This is a genomic window from Castellaniella sp. (genome assembly GCF_047971665.1).
In the GTDB taxonomy this organism is placed as follows: Bacteria; Pseudomonadota; Gammaproteobacteria; order Burkholderiales; family Burkholderiaceae_B; genus Castellaniella.
This window is the reverse complement of record NZ_JBKEAA010000020.1, coordinates 179,771-195,853: the sequence shown is the minus strand read 5'-3', so window position 1 is coordinate 195,853 and position 16,083 is coordinate 179,771. Positions and strand designations below refer to the sequence as shown.

The following is a 16,083-nucleotide window of genomic DNA, read 5'->3' as shown; positions in this document are numbered from 1 at the left end:
GGAAACCAATGAGCCTAGATCGAGTGCCGGCCGGCGACAAGCTGCCCGAGGAATTCAATGTCGTGATCGAAATTCCGATGAATGCGGATCCGGTCAAGTACGAAGTCGACAAGACCAGCGGCGCCGTGTTCGTGGATCGTTTCATGCTGACCGCCATGCACTATCCCTGCAACTACGGCTATATCCCCCAGACCTTGTCGGAAGACGGCGATCCGGTGGACGTCCTGGTGATCGCGCCTTTCCCGATTCAGGTCGGCGCCGTGATCCGCTGCCGCGCTCTGGGCGTGATGAACATGGAAGACGAATCCGGCAAGGACGCCAAGCTCCTGGCCCGTCCGGTCGACAAGCTCTATGCGCCGTATCGTTCCATCGCCTCGACGGCTGATCTGCCGGCCGAGGAACTGCAGCGCATCCAGCATTTCTTCGAGCACTACAAGGATCTGGAAAAAGGCAAGTGGGTCAAGGTCCAGGGCTGGTCCGACGTGGAAGCCGCCAAGCAGGAAATCCGTTCTTCCGTCGAACGCTACGAACAGACAAAGGCCTGAGACGCCATGAGCGAAACCGTCATTCCCCGTCCCGAGGCGGCCACGGTGGCCGTCCAGGGCACGGCCGCCCGCTTTCCCGTGCGGCGCATCTACTGCGTGGGCCGCAACTACGCGGAACACGCGCGGGAAATGGGCGATTCGGGACGTGAGCCGCCGTTCTTCTTTTCCAAGCCGGCCGATGCAGTCCTGAACGTCGCCGATGGCGCCGAAGGCGTGCTGCCGTATCCGCCGCTGACTCAGGATCTGCATCACGAGGTCGAACTCGTCACCGCCCTGGGCTCGGGCGGCCGGGATCTGACGCCCGAACAGGCGTCCGCCTGCATCTGGGGCTACGCCATCGGCCTGGACATGACGCGCCGTGACCTGCAGGGCGCGGCCAAGAAAGCCGGTCGTCCCTGGGAAACCGGCAAGGCTTTCGACCATAGCGCGCCCATCGGGCCGCTGCATCCGGCAGCGGGTACCGGCGCGATGGCCGGGGGATCGATCACCCTGTCGGTCAACGGCCAGCTGCGTCAGTCCGGCGACCTGTCCGACATGATCTGGTCGGTGCCGGAAGCTATCGCCTATCTGTCCACCCTGTTCGAGCTGCGTGCCGGCGATCTGATCTACACCGGCACGCCGTCCGGGGTCGGCGCCGTCGTGACCGGTGACCGGCTCGAAGGCGCCATCGCGGGGCTGGGCACGCTGCGCGTGCGCATCGGCTGAGCGGATGTTCCGGTCAATCCGGTCTCGTATCCCGAACCGGGATGCGGTCCCGGATCGGCGGGCCTGAACAAGGGCGGCAGGCGGGGTCTCAGGGCCAGGACACTTCCGGCCAGGACGGAAATTGCGAATAGGCGGACGGACGAGGGCGGGGCACACTGGACGCCAACCCGTCACAGGAGCCCGTCATGTCCGCCTTCCTCCGTCTTCCACGTCGCGTTCGTCCGCGCTCATCTTCGCATATCCGTCATGTGCTGCCCGGCGCGCCGTCGGTCGGCGCGGTGCGCGCGCCAGTGCGCCAGGGCGGCCAGCATCCTCCGATGCTTCTGACCCCGGTGACCGGCTCTGTCGCCGGGGCCGCGCAGCGCGGCCAGGCCATGGTCGAATACGTGATTGTCGTCGCGCTGGTGGCCGTGGCCGCCATCGCGGTGTATCAATTGTTTGGCCAGGTGATCCGCGCGCAGACCGCCGCCATGGCACGAGAAATCGCCGGGGAAGACGGCTCCGAGCAATCCCGTATCGCCCAGACGGCGGCTGAGTCGGCCGCCGCCCAGGCCGCCGCCAAATCGCTGAAATCATTCACCGGCAATGCCGCAGCGGGGCAATGACATGGCCCGGCGACGCACGCCATGGGGCAACCAGCAGGGCCAGATCCTGGTGCTCGGCATGCTGCTGGCCGCCGTGCTGGGGGTGGCCTGGATGCGGTATTTTTCCACCGGTCAGGTTTTGGCGGCAAAATCCCGGCTGGTGCATGGCCTGGATGCGGCTGCCTATAGCGGCGCCCTGATCCAGGCCCGCACATTGAATTTTCTGGCCTACCTGAACCGCGCCCGGATGGCGCACCAGCTGGCCATGGCGCATCTGGTCACCCTGGGCAGCTGGGCGCATTTCGCCGGCATGGAATCCCGCCGTCTGGCCCGCGGCAATCCACCCGCCCATTTGATCGGCCTGCTGTTCGGCGCAGCCCAGGGCCGGGCCTATCTGGCGGCGGCCCGCGCCGTCGGCCTGGAGGTCCAGGCCCGCGCGCAAGGCACGCTGGGCCGAGCCTATGCCACGCACGAGCGTTTCGTGAATGAGTTGTCGGCCGACCTGTCCCGTGTCCTGGCCCGGGATCTGCCCCAGGCGCGCCTGGATGCGATGCAGGCTGTACTGGCCGGGCATTATCCCGAGTACCGACCGGCCGATCTGCGGCCCGAAGTGACGCAGGATGCCTGGCCCGGATTATTGCGCGGTCATGCGCCGGATGCGCCCCTGTTCGACTGGGTGCGGAATCAGGCTGGCCTGTATGCCTTTCTCGACCCCAGGAACCGGACTGCGCGCAATGCCTGGCCGGTCAGCGCCCGTTGCCCGCACTTGCGTCATGAGTTGCGACGACGCGGGGACACGGTGCTGGATGCGTCCGGCCGCTGGCGGGCGGGGGATACCCTGTCCTTTCACGCACTGCGCTCCAACCGCTGGATCGGCTGCTATTACCGTGAATACGCCATGGGTTGGGCATGGATGCCGGCATGGTCCGATCAGGCCATGGCGGCTGATCATGTGAATGATCCTCCTGAAAATTTCTCCCGACAGGATTTCTGGCGCTGGGTGCGCGAGGCGACACAGTGGGATCTGCTGGGCCGCCGGGACAATCCTCTGGCGAATTCTTATGCCTTGCGGGATCGGCAGGCCTGGGCCTCCCGGGGCCTGGGGCATTACCTGGATGTCGCGCCCGATGCCGGCCCAGATGCCGTGGCGGGATTCATCGTCCGTCTGACGCTGCCGGATGCCTCCGGCCGTACGATCCAGGCGCGCAGCGCAGCAGAAAGCCTGTTTTCACGACCCGTGCGTCGCCTGGATGGTCTGCGCGAAACCCCCAATCTGTTCCATCCCTACTGGCAGGCGCGTCTGGCTGCCGGACTGTCCGACCCTCCAGGAGACTGACATGTCCTCTCCTTTGCCTCAGGCGGGGCAGGCCCTCGTCGAATCCCTGGTCGTACTCGCCGTGCTGGGCAGCTTGTGGCTGGGCATCTCCTGGCTGGGGCGGTTGCAGGATGTCGGCCTGCAGCTGTCCCATGCCAGCCGCCGCGCTGCCTTCGCGTACGCTCATCAGCGCCTGACGCCAGAGGGATTGATGCCTGCCGGAGACGGTTATCTGGATACGCCGGGGCACCGCTGGAGAACCCGGCGTGGTCAGGATCTTCTGGCGGGCGCGGTGCGCCTGGCGCTGGAATCGCAGGGCGCCATGGCCGGCCGTCAGCCAGGCGATCCGATTGTCGGTGCCGCGGCGCTGCGGCAGGAATTGCGGTTGGGCGATCCGAGGGTCTGGCGCGCCAGTGCCCGGGTCCGGACGTCCGGTCGTGCATCGACGGCGGGTACGTTGCGCGATTTCGACCGACTGGGACTGACGCTGCGTCGCCATACGGCGATCCTGAGCGGTGGCGGTGCGGCAGCGGGCGACGCCGAGGCGCAGTCGATTCTGGCGGACAGTCGTCGGGCCTGGGCCGGGGCCGCTTCGGTTTCCCGGGCGGCGGGTCAGGCGGTTCTGAACCGTGCGCGGGGCGTGGATGCGGCCTGGGGGCGCGCGCTGCCGGATTGGGACTGGATCTCTCCATGGACCGGGAGTGTGCCGCGTCCGCACGTGCAAGCCTGGAGCCAGCCATGAGCCGACTCGTATCGCAGGGGAGCTCACCGTCGCTGCGGATGGCGGCCCTGATGTTGTGCGCCGGGTCGACCTGCGCCGTTGCCCAGCCCTGGGATCCCGCCCGCGCCGAGGCCCTGGCGGAGTGGGTCTGGATGATGCCCATGTCTTTCGATCTGCCTGGTGCGCGTCTGCGGATGCGGCAATTCCGCGCGCCCTTGTCTCCCGTCGATGCGGCCCGGCAGCTGACCGAGGCAGGGGCGTCCCGGTTCGAACGGATTCAGTTCTCGGGCGCCGTGCTGTCGCTGTCGGGCACCCACGAAGGCCGGCACTGGCTGGCACAATTGCGTCCCGCCGGGGCGGGGCGCGCCGACACGATCGGCCTGTTGTCCAGCCTTGGCCCGGACCATCGCCGGACGGCCGGCTTCGACCCCGCCACGCTCGCGCCGCCTGGCGCAAAACCTGTGCTGCGCGCTTCCAGCCGGATCGCCGGCGGATCAGGACTGTTGGCCAGCTATCTGTGTCCAGGTTCCTACCCTCGTGTGGCCGCCGCCGTGCTGCGTGCGCTGCGGGCCCGGCGCTGGCGTCCCGTGACGACGGCGACCGATGGGGCGTCCGTGACCGCCAGAGACAGGGCGGCTTCGGCCGCCGGTGAATGGATCCGGCCGGATGGTGCCCGCCTGACGGTGCATCTCTATGCCAGGGCCGATGAGGTTGTCCTGACCTTTTGGCATCGGCCCAAGGAGTCTCCATGACCATGCCGTTTCCCCGCATTCCTCGTGCTGTCGTCCTGGGCGCGCTGGCCCTTGGAGCTGGCCTGCTGGCCGCGGGTTCACTGGCCGTGCACGTGCGTGAACGCGAACGGCAGCTCGAGGCGCGTACCCGCCTGGACATGGTCGAGCGCATTGTGGCGGCCCGGGATCTTCCGGCGGGCACCCGCTTGACGGCGGAGGACCTGGCGGTGCGTGGTTTTCCCGCCCGTTGGGTGGGCAGCGACACGCTGCCGCTCGCCCGGCTGGGCGAACTCGAAGGCCGGGTCCTTGGCAGAGCGGTGCTGGCCGGCGATGCGCTGATGGCCGCGCACACCGTCCAGCCCCGGCCGGCCTTTTCCGAGCATCTGGCGCCCGGGCGGCGAGCCATTACCTTGCCCGTGGATCAGGTCAATTCCCTGTCCGGCCTGTTGCAGCCCGGTGATCTGATCGATCTGTATGTGTCCTTCAATCACCGGCGCAAGCAGTTGACGGCGCCGTTGCTTCAAGGCGTGCTGGTGCTGGCGACCGGTCGCGAGACCCGGACAGGGAACGAGACGTCCTCCTATTCCACACTGACGCTCGACGCGGCGCCCGAGGATGTCGTCAAGTTGGTTGCCGCCCGCCAGGCCGGAACGCTGACAGCCATCCTGCGCCATCCTGGCGATGCCCGTGCCGATCGCCGGGCAGCTCGAGGCGACCTGGCGTCGCTGTTGGGAGTGGGCGATCCGCCTCGTGCGCCGGCCCGCCGCGCCGTCATTCTGTATGGAACTTCGGCCGCCCGTGGCCTGCCGGCCTGGGCCGATCCCCGGTCGCTTCCTGCGCGGCCCGGCAATGGCTGGTTCGACCTGCCCGAAGGCCAGGATCTGGTCAGTGCCTGGATGCGCTCACTGGCCCGCCGGCAACAAGCGTCCACCACCCCGATGTTCGACGAGGATGCCGCCGTGCTCACCGCTGACAGGCTGTCCGGTCAGTACCCCAGGCGCGAGCGGCCAACCGGCCCGGCGGACCGCAGGGGGGCGGGAAGCCTGCCGGCAGAACAGTTCGAATCCGAGGAAGCACCATGAGCCCGCATCTGTTCATTGTCCGTGCCCGGTGCCTGGTCTTGTTCCCGTTTCTGCTCCAGGGCATGGGACTGTTCACCCCTGCGGTTGCGGCTTCCGCCCAGGCGCCATCGCCTGTGACTGTCCGGGCCGTGGCGGCGCGTTCCGGCGTCGCCGCCACGACCGTGACCGAAACCCCGCTGGCGCTTCAGGCTGGCGAGGTCCGGGTGCTGGGCATCCCGGGCGTGGCCCGGGTGGCCGTGGGAGATGGCAAGATCCTCAAGGCCGTCAGCACTGATGATCGCGAGGTGATCCTGTTCGCCCGCAAGCCCGGCTTCAGCACCCTGCATGCCTGGACTGCGGACGGGCAGACCTTTCGCTATGCTGTCGAGGTTGCGCCCGAAGGCGCGCGCCAGTTGCAGGACGAACTGCGCGGACTGCTCGAGCGCATCCCCGGTCTCCGGGTCACCTCGCTGGGGGAGAAACTGCTGGTCGAGGGCGACGAGCTTTCCGATGGCGACCGGCAACGACTGGCCGAGCTCGGCCGCCGCTATCCGCAATTGCTGGATTTCACCGGGACGGTGGGCTGGGATCAGATGGTGCTGCTGGATGTGCGCGTGGTCGAAGTCCCCCGGTCCCTGTTGCGCGAGGTCGGCCTGCGCTGGGGCAGCGAGGGGACCGGCGGCATGAACGCCGGTCTGGGCTGGGACGCCGGCTCTCGCCGCTATGCGGATCGGCCGGGCGAGACCGTGTTGCCGCTTGCCTTCCCGTCGCCCCGGGCGGCCGGTTATTTCGGCATCAATGCGCTGCTCTCCGCACGCATCGATCTGCTGGCTCAGGATGGTCGTGCTGTGGTGCTGGCGCAGCCTCAGCTTCTGGCCCGCAGCGGCGCGACAGCCGAATTTCTGGCCGGAGGCGAAGTGCCCTACAGCACTGTGGACGGCGACGGCAATACGCAGACAGCCTTCAAGCCCTATGGGGTGTCGTTGCGCATCACGCCGTCCATCGAACGCAGCGGAGCTGTGCGTTCGCGTCTGGAGGTCGAGGTCAGCGCCATCGATCCCTCACTGTCGGTGCCGGGCGGTCCCTCCCTCAAGACCCGGCGCACGGCCACCGAGTTCAATGTCCGTTCCGGGCAGACGCTGGTGTTGGCAGGATTTCTGTCGCGGGATACGGCCCGTAACGTGAACCGCCTGCCAGGGCTGGGTGATCTGCCGATCCTTGGCGCCTTGTTCCGCTCGACCCGTTTTCAGCGCAACGAGACGGAACTGGCCATCCTGGTGACACCGCACCTGGTGACGGCCGGGCATCCCGACATGCGCCGGCGTGTCCAGCGGGCCGATGCGATTCTGGATCGGTCTTTTCCTGCCGGCCCGGCCTTGTTGCCGCCCATTCGTTCGGCTTCGGCATTTCCTCTGCCTCGGCCGCGGCCCGTCTGGGACCCGCGAGCCCTCGGACCCGGTTCGCAGTGGCAAGGATCGATCGTTGCCCCCGTCGGCATGTCTGAGGCAGGCCGGCCATGACGCGCGTTGACCTCGAGCTGCGCTTTGAGGACGGCCGTCACCGACGTGAGCGGCATCGCTTGCCGCTGCTGATCGGACGCGATGTCGCTTGCGGGCTGACCCTGCGCGCCTGGCGGGTCGGTCGTCAGCATGCACGGTTGCTGCTGCGTCAGGATGAAATCTGGATCGAGGACCAGGGATCCCTGTTCGGTACGACCGTCAATGGTGAACGGGTCGCCGCTTATGGCCCTGTCATGGCGCATGACGAGGTGGTCATCGGCCCTTGCCTGCTGCATGTGTCGCTGGTGGAAACGCCGACTTCTGGCGAGCGGGGCCAGCACAGGGACACCGGACGAAACGGTGATCCCGGACGGCATTCGAGCGAACCGGACGTTGGCGTCCGACGCCTCGGACTGTCGGAGATCGAGCCGCCCGGTCAATCCGCACAACCCGAACAACCGGAATCGCATGGTCAGACCGGGCAATCCAGGCAGGCCGGACAGATCGGGCCATCCGGACAGGTCGAGGTCGAGCGATCCGGACGAGCAGGACGATCCGGACAGGCAGGACGATCCGGGCAGCCCCGCCAGATCGAATCGATCATGGCGGGCGGATCGATCGATCCGGCCATGGCCGCGCAGGACGAAAACCACGAGGGAACCGGTATTCTGCCGGGCGACGCAGTGTCCCATGCCGGCCCCGGTGGGCAGGCATATCGGCACCGTCTCCACGAAAACCTGATTGCCGCACTGCAATTGCGCCGCCGCGACATTGCCGGAATGAGCGACGCGGCCTTGCGCGCCGAGGCGGCTGCCGTGCTGGGCGGTCTGATCGAGGCAGATGAGGCGTTGCCCGCAGCGCTGGATCGCGAGGCGCTGGCCCGGGAACTGGTGGATGAAGCGGTCGGGCTGGGGCCTCTGGAGCCGTTGCTCGCCGACCCCGGCGTCACCGAAATCATGGTCAACCGTCATGATGAAATCTTTGTCGAGCGGAGCGGGCGCCTGATGCGTGCCGCGGCCTGCTTCAGCGGTGAGCAGGCGGTGCTGGGCATCATTGACCGGATCGTGGCGCCGCTGGGACGCCGGATCGACGAAAGCACGCCCATGGTCGATGCCCGCCTGCGGGATGGTTCCCGGGTGAATGCAGTGATCGGACCCATCGCGCTGCGTGGTGCCAGCCTGACGATCCGCAAATTTCCCGCCCGACGTCTGGAAATGTCCGATTTGCTGGCGGTCGGCGCGCTGGATGAGTCCATGGCGCAATTTCTGACGCATTGCGTGCGTCATCGCAAGAATCTGATCGTCTCCGGCGGCACGGGTTCCGGCAAGACCAGCCTGCTCAATGTGCTGTCCAACGCCATCCCGGACGGCGAGCGCATCATCACGATCGAGGATGCCGCCGAGCTGCGCCTGAATCATGCCCATCTGGTCAGTCTCGAGGCCCGGCCGGCCAATCCCGAGGGCCGGGGGCGCGTCGAGATCCGCGATCTGGTGCGCAACGCTCTGCGCATGCGGCCCGATCGCATCGTGGTGGGGGAATGTCGGGGTGGCGAGGCGTTCGACATGCTGGCCGCCATGAATACCGGACATGAAGGTTCGTTGACCACGCTGCACGCGAACAGCCCGCGCGATGCGCTGGGCCGCCTGGAAACCATGATCCTGATGGCGGGGATGGATTTGCCGCTGGCCGCGATCCGCGAGCACATCGCCTCCAGCATCGATTGCATCATCCAGTTGATGCGCGCGGCCGATGGCCGGCGATTGATCAGCGCCATCGTTCAGGTGACAGGCCAGGAGAGCGGGCGCATTCAGCTGCAGGAAGTATTCCGGGGCCGCGCCGGGCCGCCTGCCGTGTTCAGCGGTTGCGGTCTGCTGCCCGACGGGTTTGATGGCGTCGCCGCGCTGGATATCGCGTTGTTCTCCGGCCAGACGGTCTGCCAGGGCAGCGCGGCGCTGGACGAGAGGTCGGCCGCCGACGCGCAGCCCTGCCGCAGGGAACAGCCCGATGTGTTGTCGCGGAGTGAACTTCCCCGGGAAGGCGCGGCATGATGGCCCTGATGCTTGTCGTGCTGGCAGGCAGTGTCGCGCTGGCTGCCTGGTGGCTGCTCGGGCAGGCCGACCGTGCCTGGGGGCGCTACGAGAATCGTCTGCGCGAGGAGACCCGGCGTACGCTGGATGCGTCTTTTCTGTTCCTGGACATGACGCAATTGCGTCCGGCCGTGGCGATGCTGGGACTGGTGCTCATGCTGGCCGTGGCCTGGCTGGCGGGACGCTGGTGGGGGGTGCTGCCCGTGCTGGCCGGGTTGCTGTGCGCGCCGCCGCTGATCCTGCGTTTCGTGCGCCATCGCCGTGCGCGTCGGTTCGATGCGCAACTGCCCGATCTGGTGCAGGCGCTGGCCGGCGCGTTGCGCGCGGGGGCGGGGGTCCAGCCGGCGCTGCGGCATCTGGTTTCTCAGTCCGTGCCGCCGCTTTCTCAGGAATTCGGCCTGATGCTGCGCGAACAGCGCCTGGGTCTGAGCTTTCAGGATGCTTTGCAGCAATTGCGCGACCGCATGCCGACCGAGTCTTGCGACCTCGTGGTGTCGGCCCTGAGCATCGCCGCCCGTACCGGGGGCAGCCTGGCCGATACCCTGGAAAGCATTGCCCAGACGCTTCGGTCCAGGCAGCACTGGCTGGGCCGGGTCGAGGCGCTGACCGCCCAGGGCCGGATGCAAAGTCGCATCATGGCTGGTTTGCCGGTGGTGCTGGCGCTGGTTTTGAGTCGCCTGGAACCCGAGGCCATGGCGTTGCTGTGGCAGACTTGGTATGGCTGGCTCGTGCTGATGACGATCCTGGTGCTGGAAGGCGCGGGCATCCTCTGGATCCGGCGCGTGGTGGCGATCGAGGTATAGACGGTTATCCGGGGGGAGAAAGGGCATGGCATGGTTCTGGATCGGTTTGTGTCTGGCGGCAATGGCGGGCTGTCTGGGTTTGTGGACACTCGGTCGCCCCTGGGCTGTTGCGCACGGAGATGCCCGGACGCGGCCGCCCGCGTTCTGGTGGCCCTGGGTGCAGGCGCTGGCGCCCTGGTGCGAGCCCTTCGTCACCTGGCGCATGCGCCGGGAATTGCGCCGCTGGGGGTCGCGTGCCGGCCTGGCTTCGCACTGGAGGGCGGATCGCTGGCTGGCGGCTTGCGTGCTGGCGGCGGGTTGCGGCGCCGGGCTGGCAGGCGTGGGTGCGTGGTTGGGGGCCGTGTCGATCCGGGTGGGCATGGCGCTGGTGCTCATGGGGGCTGTCCTGGGTTTCATCTGGCCCGATCAGGGGCTGCGTCGCTGCGCGGCCGCCAGACGCGTGAGAATGATGCGGGAACTCCCCTTCATGCTGGATCTGTTGACGCTTTGCGTGGAAGCCGGCCTGAGTTTGCCGGCGGCCCTGCAACAGGTGTGCGCTCATGCGCCGCAAGGCCCGTTGCGTCAGAGCCTGCGCGATGCGGCCGCGCTGGAACGCACCGGCATGGAGCGGTCCCGCTGGTTGCTGCACTGGGCCGAGCATGCGGATGTGCCGGGTGTCCGTGCGCTGGTTTCGGCGCTGGCCCAGGCCGACCGGATGGGGATGAGCCTGGGGCCGCTGCTGCGGGCGCAGGCCGAACGTCAGCGCAGCGAGCGTTTTCTGCGCGCGGAAAAACTGGCGCTCGAAGCGCCCGTGCGGATGCTGTTCCCGATGGTGCTGTGCATTTTTCCCTGCACCTTTCTGGTCATTGGTTTTCCTGTGGCCGTCAAACTGCTGGATGCCGGGTTTTGATGTTGCGCGGCAACGGCCCCTGCCGCATGCTGGCCGGGCGCGGCCCGCGGGAACCGGCGCCGTGGTTGAATGCGCAGTGGCCCCTGCGGCTGTATTGCGCGCGTTCTTTTTGCGCGCGTTTGCTGGGCTTGTGGCTGTGGGTGGACTGGGGGACGCGGCCTGCGGGGCTGTTGCTGCCCGACTGCCGCGCCGTGCATACGTGGGGTCTGCGACAGCCTGTGGATCTGGTGTTCCTGGACGCCGCAGGCCATGTCGTGAGGGTGCTGCCTCGGGTCCCCCCCGGACGTTGCGTGTTTTGCCTGCGCGCTTCGGCCGTGCTGGAACTGCCGGCGGGCTACTGCGCCCGGCCGGATGGGCAGGCTCAGGTGGAGGCGGCCTGGCGGACGCGGAAGATCGTGGTGTAGATGGGGTAAAAACTGCAATACAGCAGAGCGGTGACCAGGATGTCCAGTGGCAGGGACAGCCAGGCCCGCAGGCTCGTGGACACCCCGGCGGTGGCCATTGCATCGAGCAGGACATGCAGGCCGTAAAACAGCCCCGCCCAGAGCGCGACATAGAGGATGATCGCGTATTTGTTGCGCCAGCAGGCGACCATGGAATAGAACAGCGACCGGCGCAGGGGCAGGCCGTGCCAGCCCGCCAGCGCTGGGGTATGCCAGAACAGGGCTGACAGCAGCACGTACAGCAGGCCGAAGACGATCAGCGGACCGCGCATGGCGTGCTCCAGTGTGGCGAAATCTGGCTGTCCGCCGGTCCCCAGGGCGGTGAGCATCGAGGACATGAAGGGCAGCACGGCAATCAGGGCGATCAGAAAGGAACAGCTCAGGTAGGCCAGGCCCAGTCTCAGCAATGCGCCGGTCACGCCGGGGGTCTGCAACGGTTGCAGCCACAGGCCGGGCGCCATGCGCACGCCCTGATCCAGGTTGCGGCAGGCGCATAGCGTCAGAAAGGTCAGCAACGGCGTCAGCAGCACCAGCAGGGTCTGGCCGAGGATCGGCACAAGCGCGCCGACATTGATGAAAAAGCTGGTCACGATGCTCCAGAAGAGCATGGCCATGGGCTGGCGGCGAAACAACGCAATGCCCTGGCTGATCCAGGTCCAGCCAGCGCTGGGCGGCAGAATGGCGGCTTGCAGAGAAATCATGAGCGGGGCAGGGCGGGCGCGGGCTGATCGGTTCGCAGCCGCAGGATGCGTTCGAAATGGCGAGGGTCGTGCGGCTTGAGGGTCTGAGCCGGCCGCGGCAGATGAAAGTCGTACAGGCGGGAAATCCAGAACCGCAGAGCCGCCGCACGCAGGGCCATAGGCCAGGCGGCGCGCTCTTGCCCGGTGAAAGGACGCACGGCATGATAGGCCTGCAGCCAGGCTTCCAGGCGCCGGCGCACGAAAGCGCCGGTGGCCCGGTGGATGCACCAGTCGTTGACGCTGACTGCGACGTCGAACAGCCAGGTGTCGCAGCCGGCAAAATAGAAATCGATGATGCCGCCCATATGCGGCGATTCATAGGTGCCGTCGAACAGCACGTTGTCGCGGAACAGGTCGCAGTGCGCGGGCCCGGATGGCAGTTGCGCCAGTGTTCCGGTGGCGGCAAAGGTGATCTGCTCGTCCAATGTGTTCCGCAGCAGCGCGGCCTGATCGGCATCCAGAAAGGGCGCCAGCGCCGGGGCGGTGGTCCGCCACCAGTCCAGGCCGCGCAGGTTGGGCTGGCGGATGGGAAAATCCTGGGCCGCCAGATGCGCCCGGGCCAGGGTCTGGCCGGCCAGGGCGCAATGCAGCGGGCCGGGTTCGGGCTCATAGCCGCCCGACAGACGGGTGACGATCGCGGCCGGCTTGCCGTTCAGCGTGGTCAGGCGGGTTCCGTCGAGCAGCGTCTGGGGTTCGGGCACGGGGACGCCGCAGTTGGCCAGATGATGCATCAGTTCGATGTAGAACGGCAGCTGTTCGGCGCTCAGGACCTCGAACAGCGTCAGTACATAAGCGCCTTGCGTGGTGTCGAGGAAATAGTTGGTGTTTTCGATGCCCGCGGTAATGCCGCGCAAGGCGACCAGTTCGCCCAACTGGTAGCGCAGCAGCAGCATATGCGCGTCGTTCTCGGTGACAGGGGTGAATACGGCCATGGAAATACGGATGCGGCCGAGGAAGGCCTGGGTTTGGACGGGATCGGTCTGCCGGAATTTTAGACGAAAAGCGATCCGCCGCCTGTGCGCGGCCGTTTCGTGGCCCGTTAAAATGACGAATTGTCCAGGATAAGTCTCGCATGCCCCCGTGTTCCCCCGGCGCCCGGAATGATTCCGCGCCTGTCTCCGATATGCCCCCAGGCGCCGTGGCGTCAGCTGATCCGTCCTCCGCTTGGCGCCTGTGCGTGGCGCCGATGATCGACGTCACGGATCGGCATTGCCGCTATTTCCACCGGTTGCTCTCGCCTCGCGCGCGCCTGTACACCGAAATGATCACCACGGGCGCCCTGCTGCACGGCGATGTGGGCCGTCACCTGGACTTCGATCCGGCTGAGCACCCCGTGGCGCTGCAACTGGGCGGCAGCGAGCCGGACGCTCTGGCGCAGAGCGCCCGGCTGGGTGAGCGGTGGGGCTATGACGAGATCAATCTGAATTGCGGTTGTCCTTCGGAACGGGTCCGTCGCGGTGCGTTTGGCGCCTGCCTGATGGCCGAACCGCGTCTGGTCGCCGATTGTGTCCGGGCCATGCAGGATGCCGTCTCGGTGCCGGTGACGGTCAAGCATCGCCTGGGCCTGGACCACGATGAGTCTTATGGGTTCGTGCGCGATTTTGTCGGCATGCTGCATGAATCCGGTTGCCGTGTGTTCATCGTTCACGCGCGCAATGCGGTGCTCAAGGGGCTGTCGCCCAAGGACAACCGCGAAAAACCGCCCCTGCGCTACGCTGATGCCGCGCGCCTGAAACAGGATTTTCCCGATGCGGTGTTCGTGCTCAACGGCGGGTTGGCCGATGTCCAGACCAGCCTGGACTGGATGACGCGCCTGGATGGTGTGATGCTGGGGCGCGCGGCCTGGCATCATCCGGACATCCTGACCGAACTCGATCGCCGGATGGCGCCCGATGATGTCTTGCCAGCACCGTTTGCCGTCCTGGAGGCCTGGTTCGACTACGTGACCGCGCAGCACGCGAGCGGCGTTCCTTTGCACCTCATGATGCGCGGTGTACTGGGCTGGCCCACAGGCCGTCCCGGCGCGCGCCAATGGCGGCGCATGTTGTCGGACCCCGCGCAATTGCGGGCCGAAGGCCCGCAGATCCTGCGTCGTGCCTGGGAGGCGCTGACCTGAGCCGTGACCCGGTCGTTTGCCGTGCCGGATGGTCCGGCAAACGACGGATGGCCCGGATCGTCAGGCCTTGCCGGCCGATGACTCGGAGGTGTCAGCGGGCCAGTCGCGGATGTAGGCCTTGAGCATGTCGTTTTCGAATTGCTGCGCCTCTACGATGGCGCGCGCCATGTCGTAGAACGAGATCACGCCCATCAGGGTGGGGCCGTCCATCACCGGAATGTAACGGGCGTGCCGGTCGAGCATCAGGCGTTGCACCTCGTAGGCGTCGGTGTTGGGGGTGACGCTGACGGGCGCGTCATCCATGATGCTGCGCACCGAGTAGTCGCCGGCCTGGCCGTCGTGGGCGCTCAGGTGGTTCATGATCTCGCGGAAGGTCAGCATGCCGGTGAGATGGCCGTGTTCCATGATGACCAGCGAACCGATGTCGAGCTGGCTCATGGTGGCGATGGCCTCGCGCACCGGCATGTCGGGCGTTCCCGTATACAGCGTGTGCCCTTTCACGCGCAGGATTTCGTTGACTTTCAGCATGTCGATCCCCAATGGTGCCGCGATCCGGCTTTCTGTTCATTATTGTGCATCATCATTCCGGTTTTCGGTAGCGTCATCGGTAAAAAGCGCATCCAGGACGGGGGGCTCGCCTCGCAGGGAGCGCGACAGCGCCTCGAGGATGTAGGGCTGCAACCCGGCCTGGGCACGGTCGAGCATCAGTCGGTCCACCAGGGGGCCGATGTCGGTCCGGGCCGGATCGCAGGCCAGGACCCATTGGTCGCCGTCGGCGACCGGGACCGCATAGCCCAGCTCGCGCAGCGCGGCGAGCATCTCGTGCAGGGCGTCGGGGTGGACGCGCAGGTGTTTTTCCAGGTAACCCGTGCTGCGTCCCGGGGGCAGTGTCCCGCGCGCTTGCCACAGGATGCGCAGAATGCCCAGGGCGTCGACGGTCTGGGCGCCGACCTGACGTTGAAGCGCCCAGCGATGCAGCCGCAGTGCCGGCAGCAACGAGGCCACGGTGGCGCCCATCAGCACCACCAGCCAGGACAGGTAGATCCAGAGCAGGAAGATCGGCAGGGTGGCAAAAGCCCCGTAGATGACGGTGTAGGAGGGGAAGCGCGTCAGGTAGGCCGTGAATCCTGCCTTCATGATGGTCAGCACCACGGTGGTGCCCAGTCCGCCCAGCGCGGCGTCGCGCCACAGCACGCGGCAGTTGGGCACAAAGACGAACAGGGCGGTGAAGCCCAGGATCGACATCAGCAGAGGCACCAGATTGAGCAGCAGACTGAGCCCTTCGGACAGGCTGCCGATGTAGCCCATGGACTCCCGCGCCAGGACCGAACTGGCCCACAGGCTGGCGCCCATCAGGATCGGCCCCAGGGAAATGATCGCCCAGTACACCAGCAACCTCTGACGGATGGGCCGCTGGCGGACGACGTTCCAGATCTCGTTGAAGGCCTCGTCGATGGTCATGATCAGCATGATCGAGGTCAGGACCAGAAAGGCGCCCCCCACGGCCGTCAGGCCGGAGGCCTGGGCCGCGAACTGGTTCAGGTAGCGCAGGATGGTGTCTGACACCGAGGGCGGCAGCAGACTTTCGCCAAGAAAGGTCTCCAGCGACTTGTGAAATTCAGCGAACAGCGGAAAGGCCGTGAACAGCGCCAGTACCACGGCCAGCATCGGCACGATCGCCAGCACCGTGGTGAAGGTCAGGCTGGATGCCACCCGGGTCAGTTTGCGGTGGCCGGCGAAGTCCAGCGTGAAGCGCAGGATGTCCAGCGCGCGGGCGCGGCGGTCGGCCAGGGACGGGGTGGAAGTCTGCGGTGTCGTCATAGGGAAGGCACGGAATTTCGGGT

General features: G+C 67.0%; 17 protein-coding genes. 13 read left to right on the top strand and 4 right to left on the bottom strand.

The genetic code is table 11. From position 1 onward, the window contains the following. Window positions 1-8: 8 nt before the first annotated feature. The 12 genes from ppa (at window position 9) to ACK5JE_RS09100 (ending at window position 11,344) form a co-directional block, all read left to right on the top strand. Window positions 9-545, top strand: a complete 537-nt coding sequence (gene ppa / locus ACK5JE_RS09155) for an inorganic diphosphatase (RefSeq protein ID WP_416801384.1) — start codon at window positions 9-11, stop codon at window positions 543-545. A 6-nt stretch (window positions 546-551) separates the two neighbouring features. Then, complete coding sequence (locus tag ACK5JE_RS09150; protein ID WP_416801383.1) at window positions 552-1,250, top strand: fumarylacetoacetate hydrolase family protein; 699 nt, start codon at window positions 552-554, stop codon at window positions 1,248-1,250. A gap of 317 nt (window positions 1,251-1,567) precedes the next feature. Then, window positions 1,568-1,855 (top strand): hypothetical protein, encoded by a 288-nt coding sequence (locus tag ACK5JE_RS09145; protein ID WP_416801424.1) that lies wholly within the window; start codon window positions 1,568-1,570, stop codon window positions 1,853-1,855. Window position 1,856: 1 nt separating this feature from the next. Further along, the gene (locus ACK5JE_RS09140) at window positions 1,857-3,170 is read left to right on the top strand and encodes a hypothetical protein (RefSeq protein ID WP_416801382.1); all 1,314 of its coding nucleotides are present in this window, start codon (window positions 1,857-1,859) and stop codon (window positions 3,168-3,170) included. A gap of 1 nt (window position 3,171) precedes the next feature. Continuing rightward, window positions 3,172-3,891, top strand: a complete 720-nt coding sequence (locus ACK5JE_RS09135; protein ID WP_416801381.1) for a hypothetical protein — start codon at window positions 3,172-3,174, stop codon at window positions 3,889-3,891. Beyond that, window positions 3,888-4,622 (top strand): hypothetical protein, encoded by a 735-nt coding sequence (locus tag ACK5JE_RS09130; protein WP_416801380.1) that lies wholly within the window; start codon window positions 3,888-3,890, stop codon window positions 4,620-4,622. Before ACK5JE_RS09135 ends, ACK5JE_RS09130 begins: the two co-directional genes overlap by 4 nt. Further along, complete coding sequence (gene cpaB, locus ACK5JE_RS09125) at window positions 4,619-5,683, top strand: Flp pilus assembly protein CpaB (RefSeq protein ID WP_416801379.1); 1,065 nt, start codon at window positions 4,619-4,621, stop codon at window positions 5,681-5,683. Before ACK5JE_RS09130 ends, cpaB begins: the two co-directional genes overlap by 4 nt. Beyond that, entirely contained in the window at window positions 5,680-7,182 is a 1,503-nt protein-coding gene (locus ACK5JE_RS09120) for a type II and III secretion system protein family protein (protein WP_416801378.1), read from the top strand. Before cpaB ends, ACK5JE_RS09120 begins: the two co-directional genes overlap by 4 nt. Then, window positions 7,179-9,209 carry an ATPase, T2SS/T4P/T4SS family gene (locus ACK5JE_RS09115; protein WP_416801377.1) on the top strand — a complete coding sequence of 677 codons (2,031 nt, stop codon included), beginning with the start codon at window positions 7,179-7,181 and terminating at the stop codon, window positions 9,207-9,209. The genes ACK5JE_RS09120 and ACK5JE_RS09115 overlap by 4 nt, the downstream gene beginning before the upstream one ends. Then, window positions 9,206-10,051, top strand: coding sequence for a type II secretion system F family protein (locus ACK5JE_RS09110; protein WP_416801376.1), 846 nt, complete (start codon window positions 9,206-9,208; stop codon window positions 10,049-10,051). Before ACK5JE_RS09115 ends, ACK5JE_RS09110 begins: the two co-directional genes overlap by 4 nt. 25 nt (window positions 10,052-10,076) lie before the next feature. Then, on the top strand, window positions 10,077-10,940 hold the full coding sequence (locus ACK5JE_RS09105; RefSeq protein WP_416801375.1) for a type II secretion system F family protein: 864 nt from the start codon (window positions 10,077-10,079) through the stop codon (window positions 10,938-10,940). Further along, window positions 10,940-11,344: a DUF192 domain-containing protein gene (locus tag ACK5JE_RS09100; RefSeq protein WP_416801374.1), complete on the top strand. Its 405-nt coding sequence runs from the start codon at window positions 10,940-10,942 to the stop codon at window positions 11,342-11,344. Before ACK5JE_RS09105 ends, ACK5JE_RS09100 begins: the two co-directional genes overlap by 1 nt. On the opposite strand, the gene ACK5JE_RS09095 is transcribed toward ACK5JE_RS09100, so the two are convergent. Both ACK5JE_RS09095 and ACK5JE_RS09090 read right to left on the bottom strand, forming a co-directional pair. Next, a complete protein-coding gene (locus ACK5JE_RS09095) occupies window positions 11,302-12,084 on the bottom strand; it encodes a BPSS1780 family membrane protein (protein ID WP_416801373.1) in 783 nt (260 codons plus the stop codon). The genes ACK5JE_RS09100 and ACK5JE_RS09095 overlap by 43 nt on opposite strands. Further along, window positions 12,081-13,055 carry a homoserine kinase gene (locus ACK5JE_RS09090; RefSeq protein WP_416801372.1) on the bottom strand — a complete coding sequence of 325 codons (975 nt, stop codon included), beginning with the start codon at window positions 13,053-13,055 and terminating at the stop codon, window positions 12,081-12,083. Before ACK5JE_RS09090 ends, ACK5JE_RS09095 begins: the two co-directional genes overlap by 4 nt. A gap of 254 nt (window positions 13,056-13,309) precedes the next feature. Here ACK5JE_RS09090 and dusA point away from each other — a divergent pair, with 254 nt between their 5' ends. Then, entirely contained in the window at window positions 13,310-14,239 is a 930-nt protein-coding gene (gene dusA / locus ACK5JE_RS09085; RefSeq protein WP_416801423.1) for a tRNA dihydrouridine(20/20a) synthase DusA, read from the top strand. Window positions 14,240-14,299: 60 nt separating this feature from the next. On the opposite strand, the gene ACK5JE_RS09080 is transcribed toward dusA, so the two are convergent. Continuing rightward, window positions 14,300-14,767: a CBS domain-containing protein gene (locus ACK5JE_RS09080; RefSeq protein WP_416801371.1), complete on the bottom strand. Its 468-nt coding sequence runs from the start codon at window positions 14,765-14,767 to the stop codon at window positions 14,300-14,302. Between the two features lie 39 nt (window positions 14,768-14,806). Beyond that, window positions 14,807-16,060: a YihY family inner membrane protein gene (locus ACK5JE_RS09075; RefSeq protein ID WP_416801370.1), complete on the bottom strand. Its 1,254-nt coding sequence runs from the start codon at window positions 16,058-16,060 to the stop codon at window positions 14,807-14,809. Window positions 16,061-16,083 lie beyond the last annotated feature (23 nt).

Excerpts from the sequence above, each read along its gene's own strand:
- cpaB (WP_416801379.1), top strand. The coding sequence starts at position 4,619 with ATGACCATGCCGTTTCCCCGCATTCCTCGTGCTGTCGTCCTGGGCGCG.
- ACK5JE_RS09090 (WP_416801372.1), bottom strand. The coding sequence starts at position 13,055 with ATGGCCGTATTCACCCCTGTCACCGAGAACGACGCGCATATGCTGCTG.
- ACK5JE_RS09080 (WP_416801371.1), bottom strand. The coding sequence starts at position 14,767 with ATGCTGAAAGTCAACGAAATCCTGCGCGTGAAAGGGCACACGCTGTAT.
- ACK5JE_RS09150 (WP_416801383.1), top strand. The coding sequence starts at position 552 with ATGAGCGAAACCGTCATTCCCCGTCCCGAGGCGGCCACGGTGGCCGTC.
- ACK5JE_RS09075 (WP_416801370.1), bottom strand. The coding sequence starts at position 16,060 with ATGACGACACCGCAGACTTCCACCCCGTCCCTGGCCGACCGCCGCGCC.
- ACK5JE_RS09105 (WP_416801375.1), top strand. The coding sequence starts at position 10,077 with ATGGCATGGTTCTGGATCGGTTTGTGTCTGGCGGCAATGGCGGGCTGT.
- ppa (WP_416801384.1), top strand. The coding sequence starts at position 9 with ATGAGCCTAGATCGAGTGCCGGCCGGCGACAAGCTGCCCGAGGAATTC.
- ACK5JE_RS09110 (WP_416801376.1), top strand. The coding sequence starts at position 9,206 with ATGATGGCCCTGATGCTTGTCGTGCTGGCAGGCAGTGTCGCGCTGGCT.
- ACK5JE_RS09120 (WP_416801378.1), top strand. The coding sequence starts at position 5,680 with ATGAGCCCGCATCTGTTCATTGTCCGTGCCCGGTGCCTGGTCTTGTTC.
- ACK5JE_RS09135 (WP_416801381.1), top strand. The coding sequence starts at position 3,172 with ATGTCCTCTCCTTTGCCTCAGGCGGGGCAGGCCCTCGTCGAATCCCTG.
- ACK5JE_RS09100 (WP_416801374.1), top strand. The coding sequence starts at position 10,940 with ATGTTGCGCGGCAACGGCCCCTGCCGCATGCTGGCCGGGCGCGGCCCG.
- dusA (WP_416801423.1), top strand. The coding sequence starts at position 13,310 with ATGATCGACGTCACGGATCGGCATTGCCGCTATTTCCACCGGTTGCTC.
- ACK5JE_RS09145 (WP_416801424.1), top strand. The coding sequence starts at position 1,568 with ATGCTTCTGACCCCGGTGACCGGCTCTGTCGCCGGGGCCGCGCAGCGC.
- ACK5JE_RS09115 (WP_416801377.1), top strand. The coding sequence starts at position 7,179 with ATGACGCGCGTTGACCTCGAGCTGCGCTTTGAGGACGGCCGTCACCGA.
- ACK5JE_RS09095 (WP_416801373.1), bottom strand. The coding sequence starts at position 12,084 with ATGATTTCTCTGCAAGCCGCCATTCTGCCGCCCAGCGCTGGCTGGACC.
- ACK5JE_RS09130 (WP_416801380.1), top strand. The coding sequence starts at position 3,888 with ATGAGCCGACTCGTATCGCAGGGGAGCTCACCGTCGCTGCGGATGGCG.
- ACK5JE_RS09140 (WP_416801382.1), top strand. The coding sequence starts at position 1,857 with ATGGCCCGGCGACGCACGCCATGGGGCAACCAGCAGGGCCAGATCCTG.